This is a genomic window from Caloramator sp. mosi_1 (genome assembly GCF_028622835.1).
Taxonomy (GTDB): Bacteria; Bacillota; Clostridia; order Clostridiales; family Caloramatoraceae; genus Thermobrachium.
Genome location: NZ_CP117677.1, coordinates 1713787 through 1729531 on the forward strand (window position 1 = coordinate 1713787; position 15745 = coordinate 1729531).

General features: G+C 29.4%; 24 protein-coding genes and 4 pseudogenes. 17 read left to right on the forward strand and 11 right to left on the reverse strand.

The window, feature by feature from the left end; all coding sequences use genetic code 11:
- Nucleotides 1-38: 38 nt before the first annotated feature.
- Genes PL321_RS12180 through PL321_RS12205 form a run of 7 tightly spaced genes read right to left on the reverse strand, consistent with a single transcriptional unit; the run spans nucleotide 39 to nucleotide 2447 of the window.
- Nucleotides 39-368 carry a hypothetical protein gene (locus PL321_RS12180; protein ID WP_273962229.1) on the reverse strand — a complete coding sequence of 110 codons (330 nt, stop codon included), beginning with the start codon at nucleotides 366-368 and terminating at the stop codon, nucleotides 39-41.
- Between the two features lie 7 nt (nucleotides 369-375).
- A complete protein-coding gene (locus PL321_RS12185) occupies nucleotides 376-972 on the reverse strand; it encodes a nickel-dependent hydrogenase large subunit (protein WP_273962230.1) in 597 nt (198 codons plus the stop codon).
- Nucleotides 930-1673, reverse strand: a complete 744-nt coding sequence (locus PL321_RS12190) for a nickel-dependent hydrogenase large subunit (RefSeq protein ID WP_273962231.1) — start codon at nucleotides 1671-1673, stop codon at nucleotides 930-932. The genes PL321_RS12185 and PL321_RS12190 overlap by 43 nt, the downstream gene beginning before the upstream one ends.
- A complete protein-coding gene (locus PL321_RS21475) occupies nucleotides 1674-1883 on the reverse strand; it encodes a hypothetical protein (protein WP_443110784.1) in 210 nt (69 codons plus the stop codon). It abuts the gene before it with no gap.
- A complete protein-coding gene (locus tag PL321_RS12195) occupies nucleotides 1841-1996 on the reverse strand; it encodes a hypothetical protein (protein ID WP_273962232.1) in 156 nt (51 codons plus the stop codon). The genes PL321_RS21475 and PL321_RS12195 overlap by 43 nt, the downstream gene beginning before the upstream one ends.
- 35 nt (nucleotides 1997-2031) lie before the next feature.
- Nucleotides 2032-2292 (reverse strand): hypothetical protein, encoded by a 261-nt coding sequence (locus tag PL321_RS21480; protein ID WP_443110785.1) that lies wholly within the window; start codon nucleotides 2290-2292, stop codon nucleotides 2032-2034.
- Nucleotides 2277-2447 carry a hypothetical protein gene (locus PL321_RS12205; RefSeq protein WP_273962234.1) on the reverse strand — a complete coding sequence of 57 codons (171 nt, stop codon included), beginning with the start codon at nucleotides 2445-2447 and terminating at the stop codon, nucleotides 2277-2279. The genes PL321_RS21480 and PL321_RS12205 overlap by 16 nt, the downstream gene beginning before the upstream one ends.
- Nucleotides 2448-2560: 113 nt before the next feature.
- Here PL321_RS12205 and PL321_RS12210 point away from each other — a divergent pair, with 113 nt between their 5' ends.
- Together PL321_RS12210 and PL321_RS20120 are read left to right on the forward strand one after the other, a co-directional pair.
- Entirely contained in the window at nucleotides 2561-3061 is a 501-nt protein-coding gene (locus tag PL321_RS12210; RefSeq protein WP_273962235.1) for a nitroreductase family protein, read from the forward strand.
- A gap of 397 nt (nucleotides 3062-3458) precedes the next feature.
- The gene (locus tag PL321_RS20120; RefSeq protein ID WP_337960817.1) at nucleotides 3459-3761 is read left to right on the forward strand and encodes an iron-sulfur cluster assembly accessory protein; all 303 of its coding nucleotides are present in this window, start codon (nucleotides 3459-3461) and stop codon (nucleotides 3759-3761) included.
- Nucleotides 3762-3789: 28 nt separating this feature from the next.
- On the opposite strand, the pseudogene PL321_RS21485 reads toward PL321_RS20120, so the two are convergent.
- Nucleotides 3790-4748: pseudogene (locus PL321_RS21485) on the reverse strand (RluA family pseudouridine synthase).
- Nucleotides 4749-4899: 151 nt separating this feature from the next.
- On the opposite strand from PL321_RS21485, the gene PL321_RS12225 reads away from it, so the two are divergent.
- The 4 genes and pseudogenes from PL321_RS12225 (at nucleotide 4900) to PL321_RS12240 (ending at nucleotide 6814) form a co-directional block, all read left to right on the forward strand.
- Complete coding sequence (locus PL321_RS12225; protein ID WP_273962237.1) at nucleotides 4900-5325, forward strand: hypothetical protein; 426 nt, start codon at nucleotides 4900-4902, stop codon at nucleotides 5323-5325.
- A 2-nt stretch (nucleotides 5326-5327) separates the two neighbouring features.
- Nucleotides 5328-5483 carry a hypothetical protein gene (locus PL321_RS12230; RefSeq protein ID WP_273962238.1) on the forward strand — a complete coding sequence of 52 codons (156 nt, stop codon included), beginning with the start codon at nucleotides 5328-5330 and terminating at the stop codon, nucleotides 5481-5483.
- Nucleotides 5484-5574: 91 nt separating this feature from the next.
- Entirely contained in the window at nucleotides 5575-5925 is a 351-nt protein-coding gene (locus PL321_RS12235) for a hypothetical protein (RefSeq protein ID WP_273962239.1), read from the forward strand.
- Nucleotides 5926-6215: 290 nt separating this feature from the next.
- A pseudogene (locus PL321_RS12240) lies at nucleotides 6216-6814 on the forward strand (RluA family pseudouridine synthase).
- Nucleotides 6815-7259: 445 nt separating this feature from the next.
- Here the strand turns inward: PL321_RS12240 and PL321_RS12245 are convergent.
- The 3 genes from PL321_RS12245 to PL321_RS12255 form a co-directional block, all read right to left on the reverse strand.
- Nucleotides 7260-8468 carry a polysaccharide biosynthesis C-terminal domain-containing protein gene (locus PL321_RS12245; protein WP_273962240.1) on the reverse strand — a complete coding sequence of 403 codons (1209 nt, stop codon included), beginning with the start codon at nucleotides 8466-8468 and terminating at the stop codon, nucleotides 7260-7262.
- 42 nt (nucleotides 8469-8510) lie between these two features.
- On the reverse strand, nucleotides 8511-8744 hold the full coding sequence (locus tag PL321_RS12250; protein WP_273962241.1) for an oligosaccharide flippase family protein: 234 nt from the start codon (nucleotides 8742-8744) through the stop codon (nucleotides 8511-8513).
- A gap of 136 nt (nucleotides 8745-8880) precedes the next feature.
- On the reverse strand, nucleotides 8881-9996 hold the full coding sequence (locus PL321_RS12255) for an aminopeptidase (RefSeq protein WP_273962242.1): 1116 nt from the start codon (nucleotides 9994-9996) through the stop codon (nucleotides 8881-8883).
- Nucleotides 9997-10296: 300 nt separating this feature from the next.
- On the opposite strand from PL321_RS12255, the gene PL321_RS12260 reads away from it, so the two are divergent.
- The 11 genes and pseudogenes from PL321_RS12260 to PL321_RS12310 all read left to right on the forward strand — a co-directional run bounded on the left by PL321_RS12260 (nucleotide 10297) and on the right by PL321_RS12310 (nucleotide 15674).
- On the forward strand, nucleotides 10297-10476 hold the full coding sequence (locus PL321_RS12260) for a hypothetical protein (protein ID WP_273962243.1): 180 nt from the start codon (nucleotides 10297-10299) through the stop codon (nucleotides 10474-10476).
- 143 nt (nucleotides 10477-10619) lie between these two features.
- Nucleotides 10620-10973, forward strand: a complete 354-nt coding sequence (locus PL321_RS12265) for a hypothetical protein (RefSeq protein ID WP_273962244.1) — start codon at nucleotides 10620-10622, stop codon at nucleotides 10971-10973.
- A complete protein-coding gene (locus PL321_RS12270) occupies nucleotides 10937-11230 on the forward strand; it encodes a hypothetical protein (protein ID WP_273962245.1) in 294 nt (97 codons plus the stop codon). Before PL321_RS12265 ends, PL321_RS12270 begins: the two co-directional genes overlap by 37 nt.
- A gap of 46 nt (nucleotides 11231-11276) precedes the next feature.
- The gene (locus tag PL321_RS12275; RefSeq protein ID WP_273962246.1) at nucleotides 11277-11699 is read left to right on the forward strand and encodes a hypothetical protein; all 423 of its coding nucleotides are present in this window, start codon (nucleotides 11277-11279) and stop codon (nucleotides 11697-11699) included.
- A gap of 67 nt (nucleotides 11700-11766) precedes the next feature.
- Nucleotides 11767-12484, forward strand: a pseudogene (locus tag PL321_RS12280) (zinc dependent phospholipase C family protein).
- A gap of 35 nt (nucleotides 12485-12519) precedes the next feature.
- On the forward strand, nucleotides 12520-13110 hold the full coding sequence (locus PL321_RS12285; RefSeq protein ID WP_443110786.1) for a flavin reductase family protein: 591 nt from the start codon (nucleotides 12520-12522) through the stop codon (nucleotides 13108-13110).
- Nucleotides 13111-13144: 34 nt separating this feature from the next.
- Nucleotides 13145-13435, forward strand: a complete 291-nt coding sequence (locus tag PL321_RS12290; protein WP_273962248.1) for a hypothetical protein — start codon at nucleotides 13145-13147, stop codon at nucleotides 13433-13435.
- Nucleotides 13422-14174, forward strand: coding sequence for a B12-binding domain-containing radical SAM protein (locus tag PL321_RS12295; protein WP_273962249.1), 753 nt, complete (start codon nucleotides 13422-13424; stop codon nucleotides 14172-14174). Before PL321_RS12290 ends, PL321_RS12295 begins: the two co-directional genes overlap by 14 nt.
- A gap of 136 nt (nucleotides 14175-14310) precedes the next feature.
- Entirely contained in the window at nucleotides 14311-14520 is a 210-nt protein-coding gene (locus PL321_RS12300; protein WP_273962250.1) for a hypothetical protein, read from the forward strand.
- Between the two features lie 149 nt (nucleotides 14521-14669).
- A pseudogene (locus PL321_RS21490) lies at nucleotides 14670-15124 on the forward strand (DUF4080 domain-containing protein).
- A gap of 337 nt (nucleotides 15125-15461) precedes the next feature.
- A complete protein-coding gene (locus tag PL321_RS12310) occupies nucleotides 15462-15674 on the forward strand; it encodes a hypothetical protein (RefSeq protein ID WP_273962252.1) in 213 nt (70 codons plus the stop codon).
- Nucleotides 15675-15745 lie beyond the last annotated feature (71 nt).

Here is a 15745-nt window from a genome sequence, read left to right on the forward strand (position 1 = left end):
AGTATTTTATTTTGATTTATATAGATTTATAATTTCATTTACGTATTTTTTAGATTGGTACGCAGATTTTGGGATATACCTATATTTATGCTAATGGAATCAATTTGGATACCAAATAGTGTAATCTTTGTATTTTTGTAAAACATTATATCGTGATGAAATTTATAGGGAGGGTTAAATTCAAAATTAGGGATTATAATAGTACTTCCAGGGTGTAGATTAAAATCAACTGCATCAACTATAATTATGTCATTATATTTATTTAAAATATCATTTATAAGGGAAGTGTCTGTTTCGCAAATTATACAATTTATTCCCTTTTTCTTCAGAATATGTCCAAGTACAATACCTATTCCATCATCACCCATTAAAATATTACCTATGCACAAAATGGTTTTCATTTAAAAGGACTCCATCTTTACTTACTAAGTGGGTTGCACAGGATACACAGGGGTCAAAGGAATGAACAGTTCTTATAATCTCTATTGGGTTAGATGTATCTTCTATGTAAGTTCCTATTAGAGCCTTTTCAAGGGGGCCTTTAATACCATCATATGTAGGAGATAGGTTAAATGCTGATGGTGTTATTATATTGTATTGAAGGATTTTTTTATTTTTTATTTCTACTTTGTGGTATAGTGCTCCCCTTATGGTGTCAGTAATACCTATTCCAGTTCCATCTAAAATATCTTTGGCTATTGAGTTTTTATTCATAACTGCTTCCTTTAGCATTTCCTTTACTTTTTCTGCAATTAAATTTGTTTCAAAAACCCTTGCTCTAATTCTGCTCATTGTAGAACTTTTAATCCAACCCTCATTTATAGAGTTTCTTGCAAGTGGACCTGTTTCTACAGGAAGGTTTAAATATCTTGGTGCTTTTATAAAGGAGATGTCATCTAAAACTTCATATTCTTTTATATCATTTAAGTTTAATTCTTTGTATTCTTTATTAATAAAACTTCCTTTTTGCAAAGAGTAAATTCAGCAGTATCATCGAAAAGGCCAAAGCTTAAATAGTTTCCGCCTGAATCACCGATATTATAGTAGTCATTATAATATTTTTCTATAATAAAATAGTCCTCTAACATAGTTTTACAGAATTCTAAAATTTCATCTGCTATTTCAACTGCTTTGGAATATTCATAGGGATTAATTTTTGTTGTAATACCTCCAAAGACAATTCCGTGATTATGAGGAGCTTTACCACCAAAAATACTTAATCCCTGATGAGCTAATGTTGAATAGTACAAGGATTTTATATAGTTATTTCCAATTTTAATCTCTAAATCCCTTGGAATTCTACTTTTAAAGTTTTCAGTTTCAACATTTACAAAGTCTGGAACGGAAAATAAATAAAATTGTCTAATATGATTTTGTAATATATCAAACCCGTGGATGATGTTTCTAATAATACTTGAGTTATAATCAATATCAAGGTTAGAACAATCCTCAAGAGCTCTGCTTGAAGCAATGCTGTGAGCAGAAGAACAAATACCACATATTCTTTGGGTCAAATAAACTGCATCTTGAGGATGTCTATCTAAAAGTAATTTTTCAAAACCTCTAAACATTGTTCCTTTACATTGGGCATCAACTACAGTATTATTTTCTACCTTAACTATAATAGTTAAAAAACCACTTATTCTGGTTATTGGACTTAAAACTATTTCCATTTAAACTTCATCCTCCTTAAACAGCGTATAGTTTGGGAAATCCTTTGAAGAACATCCAATACAAGGTGAGTTTACTCCTATAGGCCATTTTATATAACCATTCCATCTTGTATAGGGACAAGGTGCCTTTGTTGAAGGTCCAACGCAACCAATTTTTAAATAGCAGCCTATATCTCCAACCTTTTTAGCAAAAATATTTCTTTCAAAAATGTCCTTCTTTCACAAAAGTCGTGGATTGTATTTGCATATAGATATAGAGGTCTTCCTATAGGGTCTAATTCTATCTCTTTTTCTTCAATAAGGTTTAATAAAAGAGATGCCATCCAATTACCTGAAACAGGACAACCAGGCATTTTTATTATTTTTTATTGGGTATAACTTCGCTTAAGGCCTTTGATTCAGATACATTAGGGTATGATGCAGAAATCCCTCCAAAACAGGAACAAGTACCTGCTGAAACAATAAATTTAGCATTTTCAGATGCTGCTTTTACTGCTTCGAGTGCAGTTATATATCTATCCTTGTAGTAACCAATTATGTTGTATTTTCCATTATCCCTTGTAGAAATAGCACCCTCTACAACAAGAATATATTCACTATTTTCTATAGTGTAAAAAATGCACCCATTGCCTTTGTACCAAAGGGATACATTTCACTGTTGCTGAAGGTTATATTAATCTTTTGTTTTATAAATTCGAAGGAGGGATTTTCGCTGTTTAAAAACGATATAATGTTTCCTGAGCAACCATTAGTTTCAAGCCAAATAAGGTTCATTTTTACTCTCCTTTTTAGATTTCTAATAGATTTTATGAATTATAGAAGTAAATATATTCAAGGTATAGTAAAAACTTTGTGAGAAAAAATAAATTATAGGAAGGAGTGATACTATGGATGAAATATTCAAAAGAAGAAGCATAAGAAAATATCAATCGAAGCCTGTTGAGAAGGAAAAGATTGATGATCTTTTACACGCAGCAATGGCAGCACCATCAGCAGGAAATGAACAGCCTTGGCATTACATAGTTATAGATGACAGGAATATATTAAACAATATTGCAAATACTCATCCTCACGCTGCAATGTTAAAGGAGGCACCGGTTGCAATACTTACCTGTGCTGATTTAACAAAGGAAAAATATGAGGGTTTTTGGGTACAAGATTTATCGGCATCTACTCAAAATATTCTTTTAGAAGCCGTAAGTCTTGGACTTGGAACAGTATGGATAGGCGTATATCCAAATGAAACCAGAGTTAATGAAATTGTAAAGATGTTTGGATTACCATCTAATATAATTCCATTTTCGATAGTTGCAGTAGGATATCCAGATGAGTATAAGGATGAAACAGATAGATATGATGCAAATAGAGTACATTATAATAAATGGTGATATATAAAGTAGTATAAAGTTTTAGAAGGGTATTTTGGTTTAGCCCCGTGAAAGGATTCTATGCCTTTATAAGTCCAATAACGGGGCTTATTTACTTATATATTTTTAATTAATTTTTTATATGTTATAATACCTGTATAAGGTATAAGGGGGGTGACATAATGAAGATTGTACAGAAGATAAAAGAACTAATTAAAGAAATCTATAACGATTATAAAGAATCTGGTAATATTTATAGAACTGGATGCGGATGAGGAGTAAACCCATATTATAATGAACGTGCTCTGGAGGAGCACGAAAAAAGTAAGATTAAAAGATAAAAGTTGTTTACATTTGTTATGTAAAATAATATAATATAGTATAAATACCTATAGAGGGTATAAATGGAGGTGGAAATATGGAAATAAAAATTACTCAGTCTGCTGCTGAGGAATTAAAGAAAAAATTAGAAGGCAAGGAGCAAAATATTGGAGTTAGAGTTTATGTTGCAGGTGTTGGATGAGGTGGACCAAGTTATGGTTTAGCTCTGGATGAGCAAAAGAAAACTGATAATGTTTATGAAGTGGAAGGAATTAAAGTCATATTTGATAAGGAACTTTCGAGATATACAAGGGGTTTCATAATTGACTACAGAAATTCCTTCTTTGGTAAAAGATTTGTGGTTGATCAGTTATACGGAAGAGGCGGATGTTCCTGCTGATAAAAAGAGTGCCAGAAATGGCACTCTTTTAAAACTTAAAAAGATCATTTTTAATTTTCTTAAATAATGGAGGTAGATTCATTGTAATTACTTTATCCTCAAGATATTTTAAGTTTCCTCCAATATTTTTAAATATCAATTTATTTGCAACAAGAAGCTGATGATTTAACCCAAACTTATTAAAGAAAAAGCTGTTGAACTTTTTATTACCGTACTTTGGATCTCCAACTATTGGATTACCTAAATGTGATAAATGAGCTCTTATTTGATGGCTTCTTCCTGTTACTAAGTCAATTTCCACTACAGAAGCAATACCAACAGATTCTACATTTAATATTTTAGTTATTATTTCTTTGGAATTTTTTATTTTTTTATCTAATATCATTACTTTATTATTTCTTTCATTTTTGGTTATATATCCTATGTACTCACCAGCAGCAATTTTACCTTTTACCAATGCAGTATATATTTTTGTATTCCACCAAGTCTAATTGCTTCGTTTATTTGCTTAAGTGAATCGTAGTTTTTAGCAAAAATCACAAGACCCTCTGTATTTCTATCTAATCTGTTGCAGGGTGATGGTGCAAAGGTTTTTCTTCATCTGGATTATATTCACCCTTATCATAAAGGTAAGCCCATACTACGTCTGTAAGAGTTATTTCGTTTCCTTCATCAGGATGAACTAACTGATTAGGTCTTTTTCTACAATCAATATGTTTTCATCTTCATAGGCTACGCTAATATCATAATCAATTTCCAAGAACTTTTTAGTTTCTTTTTCTTATCTGGATTTATTTCAATATTAAAGCTTAAAATATCACCTTCATTTAATATGTATTTTTCGCTCTGCTTTTTACTGTTTATTTTTATTTCACCTTTTCTTATAGATTTATATATAGCTCCAAGAGACATATCCTTTAAATATTTTCTAAGGAATTTATCAAGTCTCTGACCTGCCTCATTTTTAGTTATAACAATTTCCTTCATATCATCACCTCATAAAATTATAGTACAATTTATATTATATATATTATCAGCATAAGTCAACAAAAAATAAATAAGTATTTAATTTTAGATATAAGGATAAATTATTTAAATTATTTCATATATTTTATTAAAAAAATATTTTGGTGGTTTTATGAGAAATAAGATAATTAGAGTGGCTATAATCCTATTTATTGTTTATTTAGCTTATATAAATTATTATAAAGCAGCCTTTGAATTTGTATTTAATTTTAAAAGTGATTATTCTACTTTAAAATCAATAAAATATCACGTACTAACAGAAAGTTATAGTGAAAGTCAAGGTAAATTTGTAAAGCATCAAGATGTCTATTTTATATATCCCAATAAGCTAAGAATTGATACAGTAAGTGATACAAAAACAACTGAAATATATAACAGTGAAAAGCACTACTACTATGATGAAATAACTAATAAGATAAGGGTGAAATTGTCCTTTCCTCCAAAGGAACCATATGTGGTAGAAATCTCTAAAAAGGTAATTGATGTAATTAACTCAGGAAGATACGAGTTTTTGGATATGAAGAAAAGAATAACTTAAAGATGGAGGTTCTTGGGATTAAGAATAAAATAGACCAAAACAACTATATGCATAAAATTTGGATAACAGAGATAAATGGTGTTTTACTACCAATGAGAGAGGAATATTTTATCAATGGTCAAGTAGTAGAAAAAGTGAGTATACCTATGAAAAAGTAAATGAAGATATTGAAAAAGTGTTTTTGAAATAGAAAGTTTACCTAAGGTTGAAGTAGTTGATGATGGATATTTGGCCAAGCATTTTGAAACGATGGAACAGGCAAGAAAATACCTTAATTTTAAAGAGGTACTTCCCACAAACTACATCCCTATATATATTTCTGTTAGTCCTCCTTCAAATAATCCTTGCTTGACGGTAGTATATCTTATTAACAACAAAAGAATAATATTAAGTGAGTGGGTAGGAAATCTGGAGTTTAATCCAAATGCTAAAATGGGCAATATAAATGTTTTAATAGTAGAGAATAGTTCTGTCATTTTTATTAAATGGGTTAAGGATAATCTTGTATATGAAATTTGTGGTGAAAAACAAAGTTTAAATGATATAATAAGGATTGCAGAGGAGATTACAAAGGCAAAATTTATATTACAAGGAGAGTGAGTATGAATAGATTAATTTTTACAGTTGAAGATAATGGTGTAGGAGTTAAAATATCAAACTACTTAAAATATGAAAAGAATATGTCAACAAGGTTGGTGCGTAAACTATCAAGAAGGGGTAACATATTAGTAAATAATAAGCCTATAAAAATGGATTATGTTTTAAAATCAAATGATAAAATCGAAGTTATTTTAGACACAGAAGAAAGCCAAGATATACTACCAGAGGATATACCTGTTGATATTGTTTTTGAAGATACCGACTTGTTAATTGTAAATAAACCTCCCTTTATGGTTGTACACCCTACAAAGGGGCATCCAACTGGTACTCTTTCTAATGCAGTAATGAACTATTTTAAAACCACTAACCAAAATTCAATAGTAAGGCTTGTAAATAGATTAGATAGAGATACCTCTGGGCTTGTTATTATTGCTAAAAGCCAATTTGCACATCAGCAAATGGCAACAAAAATGGAAAAGGATGAGATTGAAAAATATTATATTGCTGTTGTAGAAGGGTGTATTGAGGGAAAAGGAACAATTGATTTACCAATAGACAGACCTTCTTTAGACTCTATAAAAGAGAAGTTATGGAATCAGGTCAAAGAGCAGTTACACATTATGAAGTATTAAAATCTTCAAAGGATATGAGTGTGGTTTTAATAAGGCTTGAAACAGGAAAGACGCATCAGATACGAGTACACTTTAGCCATATAGGTCATCCATTAATTGGTGATACCTTATATGGAAAAGAGAGCACATTAATTAACAGGCAGGCACTCCACGCTTACAAGCTTAGATTCAAGAGTATTAGGGAAGATAAAATAATTGAAGTGGTTGCAGATATACCTGAAGATATAAAAAGCTTGATTAAATATATCGAAAAATGAAGTAAATTGTATATAATTTTTTGTTGAATATGAATAAATTGTATAGTATAATTTAAATAAAGTAGGAAGAGCGAGATGCGCGTTGAGAAAAGTGGCAGAGCCGCTTGCACTCGCTCTTCTTTTTATTATTTAACTCTTTCTCTATTCCTAAAGAATGTTCCAATATAAACTGTTAGTGGGATTGCTATAAGATGAAGTATAATCCAATAAGTCCAACCCATTCTTGGTGTATACATAAATCATTCTCCTTTCTATTCAATTCCTTTATTTCTTCTCATTGATGCTCCCCAATATAGAAGTAGTGGTATTGCTATGATATGTAAAAGTAACCACCAGCCCCATCCAATGTTTGGAGTTAAATTATACATAGGAACACCTCCTTTTATATATTCTACTTGTATTTTTTACTAAAATCTAAAGATTATACATAAAAATGCTTCTCCATTTACTTGGAGAAGCTGAGTTTTTGGGTTAATATGAAGACAGATGCATAAATTAAATAGCATATTAAAATAAACATTTGAACAGGAAGGAGTTTTACTAAAATTGAACCAATAATATATACCAATACTCCAATCAAAAGAGGTATGATTATGTTTTTATAAAAATCAAAATTAAATCCCTTAAGAGTTTTATAAATACAAGTCAGGTTAATAATTGCTCCAGTAGCTCCAGAAATAGCAAAATTAATACAATATCCATATATATTTATCTGAGGTATTGCCATAAGAAAATATATTAATGTTATGTCAATAAGAGAAACAAAGATAGAATTAATTAAAAGATTAAATTGCTTACCCAGTCCGTTTAATATAGAGAAGGTTAATATTTCAAAATAAACAATAGGCAAACCAATTGATAAATAATATATTAGATTTCCTACAGATGAATCTTTATAAATAAACATTGAAATTTCCTTTGAAGAATTAAGTAAAATAGCACAGGATGCAAAGGCAACAGCCATAGCAAATTTAATTGTAGTATTTATTCTGTGATTTAATATCTTGTAGTTTTTAAATGCAATTTCTTCAGAAATTGAAGGTATTAATAAAGTGCTTAAGGAGGAAATTATTATGGCAGGGAAAAATACAACGTTCATAGCCATCCCCTGAAGTTTACCTAACATAGATATTGATTCCTCATAGGGTAATCCTGCAATATGTAGTCTTTTAGGGATTAATATTGCGATTATTGAACTAAACATTGTAGACAAAATACCATTTAATGCAAGAGGAATAGACAATTTAAGAAGATTAAATAAAAGTTGAAGGCTATTATCGGATTTACCCGTTGGAGGATTTTGATGTTTAAAATTAATAAAACATATGAATAATAATATCAAACTTGTTAGCTCTCCTATGGATAGGGCAAGATAGGCAGCTGCTGACTTAATATTTATATCGTATCCCTTTAAAACTTGAATTAATAGGTATATGCTAAGTATCCTAATTGCTTTTTCAAGAACGTCAATTATTGCAGGTTCTAATACCTTTTGATACCCATAGAAAACTCCTTTAAATATAGAGGAAATTGAGACGATAATAAGTGCAGGACAAAAGCAGAGTATACTAAGTTGAGTTCTATCATCATTTAATATATTTTTGAAACAAAACTGGATAAAAGTATAAGAATAGCCGTTATAAAGATTGACCAAATAATTTCAAATATGCAAGCAATTTTAATAGTATTGTATAATTCACGTGTTTTTCCGAGGGCTTTTTTCAGCACTTATTTTAGAAATAGATACTGTAACACCACCACCAGTAAAGAAAAGAAACATTGTATATAGAGGAGAAACAAGCTGGTAGAGTCCCATTCCCTTTGAACCAATTTCACGAGATAAAATTACTGTAAATAAAAAGGCGAGTGCACCTGTTAAAATGTTAGATAAAGTTAATATAAAGGTATTTATAAAAAATTTAGAACGCATTTTACACCCCTATTAACATTTTACATACTATAATAATATGGTGTATTTTTTTTATTATGAAAAGTTAGGGTGAAATGAAGTAAAATAAATTATATAGAAAAAGTGCCGCAAGTAAGATTACGGCACCTTTTTAAAATTATTTTAAGTTTTCAGGATTTAATCCTTCAAGTTCTGGAATTACAAATCTTCCATCTTTTCTTATTAGAACGTCGTCGAAGTAGATTTCTCCTCCACCGTATTCAGGAGTTTGAATATAAACTAAATCCCAGTGTATAGCTGATTTATTTCCATTAAATGCATCATCGTAGGAGCTTCCTGGTGTAAAGTGGATAGAACCTGCTATTTTTTCGTCAAATAGAGTATCTTTCATAGGTTTAGTTATATATGGGTTAACACCTATGGCAAATTCACCAACGTATCTTGCACCTTCATCAGTATCAAATACCTTATTTATTCTTTCTGTATCATTAGCTGTTGCCTTTACTATTTTACCATCTTTAAACTCAAGTCTTATATTTTCATAAGTAAATCCTTGATATTCAGCTGGTGTATTGTATGTTATGTATCCATTTACAGAATCCTTAACAGGAGCAGTATAGATTTCACCATCTGGTATGTTCATCTTACCGTCGCACTTTACTGCAGGAATTCCTTTTATTGAGAATGTAAGATCAGTTTGAGGTCCTACTATTCTTACCTTATCTGTTTTGTTCATAAGTTCAACTAATGCATCCATTGCCTTTGACATTTTTGAATAGTCAAGGTTACATACATTGAAGTAAAAATCTTCAAATGCTTCTGTACTTGTATTTGCAAGTTGAGCCATTGATGGTGATGGGTATCTTAGTACAACCCATTTAGTTTTTGGAACTCTAATCTTTCCGTGTACTTCACTCCAGAAGTACTTGAAGTATAGATCCATTCTTTCTGATGGAACATCAGACAACTCTGATGAGTTATCACCTGAACGAATACCTATGTATGCGTCCATATCGCTCATTCTTGCAGCTTCATATTTAGCCATCATCTTCATTTGTTCTTCTGTTGCACCCATTAATATAGCTCTGTCAACAGATTTGTTTTTTATAGTAACAAATGGGATAGCACCTACCTTGTAGGCTTCTTTTACAAGTTCCTTAACAAGAGGAAGTTCAAGTCCTATAGTTTCAATTAGAACTTTTTCACCCTCTTTAAGTCTACAAGAATAGTTAATTAGATTATGGGCTAATGTTGTTATTCTTGGATCTACCATTTCAGTTACCCCTGTCTTTATACTATGTGCAAGAATATTATAACACGAATTTTGAAATTTTACAAAAATATTATTTATTTTATGAAAGAAATATTTCAGTTTTCCATAAAAATTTGTTGTTATTTTTTTAAAAAACTATTTACAACTTGTCGAAAATTAGCTAAAATAATAAAAGTGTGTTGGAAAAACGTAAGGTCTTAAACATAAAAATTTAAAAGCTCCACCTGTAAAATGCCTATAAAGGCATTTTTTTTATTCCCCTTCATATATTTTAGGTGAATAAAAAGTAGGGGGAATAAGATGAAAAATAAAAAGGTGTTAATTGTTTTGATTTTAGTTTTATCTTTAGGAGTCCTATCTATAAATTTTTTCATAGGGATTAATGAAGAATCTTGTGATGTAACAACTAAAGTTATTGTACAGGATGGATATAATGTAAAAAACAAATTGAGGGACTCAAGGAGCCTACAGCATTTGTAGTAGATTTAAATGGAAATTTTTATATTGCTGAAAAGGTAGATAATGAAATTGTTATAAATAAATATTATAGGAATGGCAAAAATGAAACAATAGCAAAGGGCTTTAGTTATCCAATAAACTCAATTTTAATATACAAGGATTATTTGTTAGTATCCCATAAGGGGAAGATAAGTAAAGTTTCAGATAAAAAGGTAGAAGATATAATAACTGGTCTTCCAAGCTATGGTGATTATTCAAATAATGGTATTCAAATAGGTTATGATGGTTACTTATACATCTGCCAAGGCTCAGCAACTAATTCTGGTGTTGTTGGAATTGATAATTATGAAAGAGGATGGCTAAAAGAAAATCCATATTTTCACGATTTTTATCCTGTTGATGTTGTGTTAACTGGAATAAATTTCAAATCATCTAATCCAATGACGGAGGAAAAAATGATAAGGCTACAACAGGTGCCTTTATGCCCTTTAATATGCAGTCTGGTAAAGATTCGGTAGTTAAAGGTAAAACTCCAGGAAATGCAAGCATATATAGGACATACGTAGGTTCAACTAATCTTGACTTATTTGCTTACGGAATAAGGAATCCAATTAATATTGTATTTACCCACGATAATAAAGCTTATGTTTCAGTTCAAGGAATGGAAAATAGAGGACAAAGGCCTATAGATAATGGGTGCGATTATATATATGAAGTTAAAAAGGAGACTGGCTTGGATGGCCTGACTATGAAGGTGGGGAACCTGTTACTTTAAAAAATTTAAACCTAAGAATTCACCTCAACCTCAATTTATAACCCAGATGCATCCAACAACAACACCTCCAAAGCCCCTTATAGCCTTTAATGAAAGTGGAAGAATAGGAGTTATGGATATATCAAGACAAAATGCTTTTGGGTTTGTAGGTAGTTTATTTATACCATTTAAAGCTGGTAAAAACGAAGAGGCAAAAATAATTGCCTATGATATAAAAAATAATATGTCAGTTGATTTTATAAAAAATAAAGAAGAAAAAATAATAAAGGAGCCTATACAGTGTAGCTTTTCTAAAGAAGGTATATTGTATATATTAGATAAAGGGAATGGATGTATATATTCGGTTGAAAAAATCGAAGAAAACCATCAAGGTTTTAATAAAATATATATCCCTGTTGAGTATTTAATAGGAACAGTAGTAATAGCTTTAATTGTAATACTTATAATTCAAATAAGAAAAACTAAATAATACAGGTGGATAATTGTTATAAAAAGGATTAAAATAAATATAAAAATAAAAACAGGGATGATGAATTATGAGTTTTATAGAAAATTCCTATTCAACAATTTTTAAAGGAATGCTTAAGGTTGTAAATCCTATTAAAAAAGGATAATTAAAACTGAATGTAAAGTACATCAATATATAAATAATCAAGCATTAATCATTTTAAAAAATGATGGATATGAATATGCCTATAGAGAAATGAGTGCATATATAGATAAAATAAATGAAGGAGTTATATGGGCGGATCAGGATTTTAAAAGTAGCAATCATTTTTACAATCCACAAAGAAGTAAAGGCCTCTATGGATGTAGTAATGCTCTTAAGGAATGTTCTTATTATTATGCAAGGGCATTAACAAAGTATAAAAAGGGAGACAAGGATAAAGCCTTTTTTATCTTGGAGCAGCTTGTCATTTAGTTCAAGATGTTACAGTACCTCAACACGTAAATGTAAAATTGCTTGACAGCCACAGAAAATATGAGCAATGGATAATTAAAACCTATAGACATCACGAAAGCTTTAATGCCTATGAAGGTGGTATATATTTTAAATCAATAAAGGAGTTTATTGAATTTAATGCAAATTCCTCTATTAGAACATATTATAAATTTAAAAATGAGTTGAATGAAGAACTTAGATATTATAAAATAACATCTGTTATATTAAAATTGGCACAACGTACAACAGCTGGATTGATGTTAAAATTCTTTAATGACATAATAAAGCTAAAAAATTTATCTGAGGAGTGATGATTTTGTCTATAATTACGTGGAAGCCTGGTACTATGCTATATCCCGTACCTGCAGTATTAGTGTCCTGTAGCTATGAAGGGATAGACAATATAATAACTATTGCTTGGGCAGGAACAGTTTGTACCAATCCACCTATGGTTTCAATATCAATACGTCCTGAAAGATATTCCTACGATATAATAAAAAAATCGGGTGAGTTTGTTATTAACGTTCCAAACAAAAATTTAGCCTTTGCGACGGATTTTTGTGGTGTAAAATCAGGAAGAGATGTTGATAAATTTGAGGTTTTAAATTTAACAAAGCAAAAGGCATCGGTGGTTAATGTTCCTTTAATTAAAGAGTGCCCTCTTTCATTAGAATGTAAAGTTAAGGATATAGTTAATCTTGGAAGTCACGATATGTTTATTGCGGAGGTTGTAGCAGTAAATGTTGATGACAAGCTTTTAGATGAAGGAGGAAAACTACACTTAGATAAAGCAGAGCTTATTTGTTATAATCACGGACAATATTGTGTTGTTGGTAAAAGCTTAGGTAAGTTTGGCTTTTCAGTAGAGAAGAAAAAGAATAGAAAAGAAGAGGTAAATAATTTCTGCCTAAAAGGCAGGAATTATTTTTTTAATTGAATTTTATAAATATATAAAAGTTGGGGTGGTTTATATGAAAAAAATATATGTAGATATAAGAAATACTGATTTTGGGCAAAATATTATTGATGTGTGTAATGGTGGGGATAGTGTTATAAACCAAATAATAAGTAGTAGATACAATAACATCGAAAAGGATATATCATATATAAAACAATTAAAAAATAATAGTTTAAAATATGATTCTTGTATATTTTTCTTTGTTTTGTCAAGGGGTATATCAAAGCTTAAATTTAATAAAATATTAAAATCACTAACTAAAGTTCTACAAAAGGAAGTAAAGTATACATTTGGGATGTTGTAGAAAAAATAAGCTGTTTTCAAAGTACGAAATTAATGTAGAATCTGAATTTGGATTATATAAATTTCCAATTAATACTTATTTTAAACCCTATAGTGTTAAATTTCTTGACATCATTAAAATTTTAGAAAATAATAGTTTTATAATAAAAAATAGCCTAATAAACCAAGGTATAGTATATATAGAAGCAGTATTTAAAGGGGAGGAAATAAAGGTTAAAAATGAAGGTTATATTAGCAGCATTAAATGCAAAATATGTTCATTCAAATTTAGCAATAAGATATTTAAAAGAGAGATAGAGGAGTATGATGTTGAATTATATGAGTCCTCCATCAATGATGATATTTTAAAGATTTCTTTTGACATATCACAAAAAGAACCAGATGTAGTAGCATTTTCTTGTTATATATGGAATATAGAAAATACTTTAAAGGTTGCAGACACAATAAAAAATATAAACGAAAATATAAAAATAGTTTTAGGTGGTCCCGAGGTGTCCTTTGATTCAATTGAGTTATTAAATAAATATAGCTTTATTGATTTTATAATAAAAGGTGAAGGAGAAAGGGTAATAAAGCCATTAATAGATTGTATACATATGCAACATTTAGAAGGCTTAAAAAATATAAAGGGACTAACCTATAAAGAAAATAACAAGATAATAGATACAGGATTTGCAGATACTATTATAGATTTAGATAGTATAAAATTCCCTATGAAAATGAGATACCAGATAAAATAATCTACTATGAAGCCTCAAGAGGTTGTCCTTTTAGATGTAGCTATTGTATGTCTTCGATTGATAAAAAGGTTAGGTTTCGAAGTTTAGACTTAGTTAAAAAGAACTTAAGTATTTAATTGATAACAATGTAAAACTTGTGAAATTTGTAGATAGAACCTTTAACGCGAATAAAGACTTTTCAAGGGAGATATGGAAATATTTAATTGAATTAAATCCTTCAACAAGTTTCCATTTTGAAATAGCAGCAGACTTATTAGAAGATGAAGATTTAAGAATTTTAAAGGAGGCACCACAAGGGCTTTTTCAGTTTGAAATAGGAGTACAGAGTACAAATAAAAAGTATTAGAAAACATAAATAGATGTATGAACTTTGACAAGGTTAAGAGCAATATAGATAAAATACTTGAACAAGGCAATATTCATTGTCATTTGGATTTAATAGTTGGTCTTCCTGAGGAGGATATAAATTCCTTTAGAAAATCCTTCAATGAGGTTATGAGTATTAAACCTGATGAATTACAAATTGGTTTTTTAAAGGTTCTTAAGGGTTCTCCAATTTATTATGATAAAGATAAATATGGAATAAAATACTGTGGTTATCCTCCGTATCAGGTAGTAAAAACAAGTTGCTTAAGCAGCACTGAAATAAACTGGCTTTTAAAATTTGAGGAAGTTTTTGAAACCTTCTATAACAGCCATATATTCGAAAGGACTATTACTTACGTTTTTAGCTATATATATGATTATTATAATTTTTTAAAGAGTTGACGGATTATTTAATTCATAAAAATTTTTTAGAAAGAAGCATAGGTTTGCAAGAAAAGTTTTTTCAAATTTTTAATTTTTTAAATGAACGTTTTGAAGGAAATACTATAAGGGACTTGCTAATATATGATTATTTATATAATACAAAGAAGATAAACTTACCATATTTTCTAAAAAGCATATAGATAACGAATTGGAAATTAAAATCAAAAAATGCAAAGATAAGATAATTAAAGAATTAAATTTAACAAATCTAAAGGGGCTTTTAATTTTACCAATGTGTGTAGATGCTAAGAAAATTAATAGGGAGTTGAGTTTGATTTCTCTGATTATTTGATAATATTTGACTTAAAAAATAACACGCATTATAAAATAGATATGAAAAAATATATAAATGAATATGAATATGAAAAAATACAAAAATATAATGAAAAATCGACAAAAATGACTTTTATTTTTCAAAAAATTTAGTATAATAAAGTTAAAATTTTTAAATATTTAATCTGAAAAGGTGGTGATACTTTGGCTCTGGATGTGGTAAAGAAAATTAGTGAGATTGAAAGGCAAGGGGAAGAATTAATTAAAGAGGCACAAAAGAAGGCAAATGATATTTTAAAAGAGGCAAAAGACAAAGCAGAAAATATTAAAAAAGATGCACAGGAGAGTGCAGATGTCTTTTACAGACAAGTAATTGAACAATACGAAAACGAAGCAAAAATCAAATTGAGCCAATGATTGCAGAAGCAGAAAGGAAGAAAAAGGAGATAACCAATATACCTAAAGAAAAGATGGATAAAGCCATAAAT

Bases quoted from the DNA above. Each gene is read 5' to 3' on its own strand.
- PL321_RS12230 (WP_273962238.1), top strand. From the start codon at position 5,328: ATGGAGGTTCTTGGGATTAAGAATAAAATAGACCAAAACAACTATATG.
- PL321_RS12250 (WP_273962241.1), bottom strand. From the start codon at position 8,744: ATGCGTTCTAAATTTTTTATAAATACCTTTATATTAACTTTATCTAAC.
- PL321_RS12260 (WP_273962243.1), top strand. From the start codon at position 10,297: ATGAAAAATAAAAAGGTGTTAATTGTTTTGATTTTAGTTTTATCTTTA.
- PL321_RS12225 (WP_273962237.1), top strand. From the start codon at position 4,900: ATGAGAAATAAGATAATTAGAGTGGCTATAATCCTATTTATTGTTTAT.
- PL321_RS12255 (WP_273962242.1), bottom strand. From the start codon at position 9,996: ATGGTAGATCCAAGAATAACAACATTAGCCCATAATCTAATTAACTAT.
- PL321_RS12195 (WP_273962232.1), bottom strand. From the start codon at position 1,996: ATGGCATCTCTTTTATTAAACCTTATTGAAGAAAAAGAGATAGAATTA.
- PL321_RS12285 (WP_443110786.1), top strand. From the start codon at position 12,520: ATGCTATATCCCGTACCTGCAGTATTAGTGTCCTGTAGCTATGAAGGG.
- PL321_RS12235 (WP_273962239.1), top strand. From the start codon at position 5,575: ATGGAACAGGCAAGAAAATACCTTAATTTTAAAGAGGTACTTCCCACA.
- PL321_RS12205 (WP_273962234.1), bottom strand. From the start codon at position 2,447: ATGAACCTTATTTGGCTTGAAACTAATGGTTGCTCAGGAAACATTATA.
- PL321_RS12290 (WP_273962248.1), top strand. From the start codon at position 13,145: ATGAAAAAAATATATGTAGATATAAGAAATACTGATTTTGGGCAAAAT.
- PL321_RS12270 (WP_273962245.1), top strand. From the start codon at position 10,937: ATGCCCTTTAATATGCAGTCTGGTAAAGATTCGGTAGTTAAAGGTAAA.
- PL321_RS12190 (WP_273962231.1), bottom strand. From the start codon at position 1,673: ATGGAAATAGTTTTAAGTCCAATAACCAGAATAAGTGGTTTTTTAACT.
- PL321_RS12210 (WP_273962235.1), top strand. From the start codon at position 2,561: ATGGATGAAATATTCAAAAGAAGAAGCATAAGAAAATATCAATCGAAG.
- PL321_RS12180 (WP_273962229.1), bottom strand. From the start codon at position 368: ATGGGTGATGATGGAATAGGTATTGTACTTGGACATATTCTGAAGAAA.
- PL321_RS12275 (WP_273962246.1), top strand. From the start codon at position 11,277: ATGCATCCAACAACAACACCTCCAAAGCCCCTTATAGCCTTTAATGAA.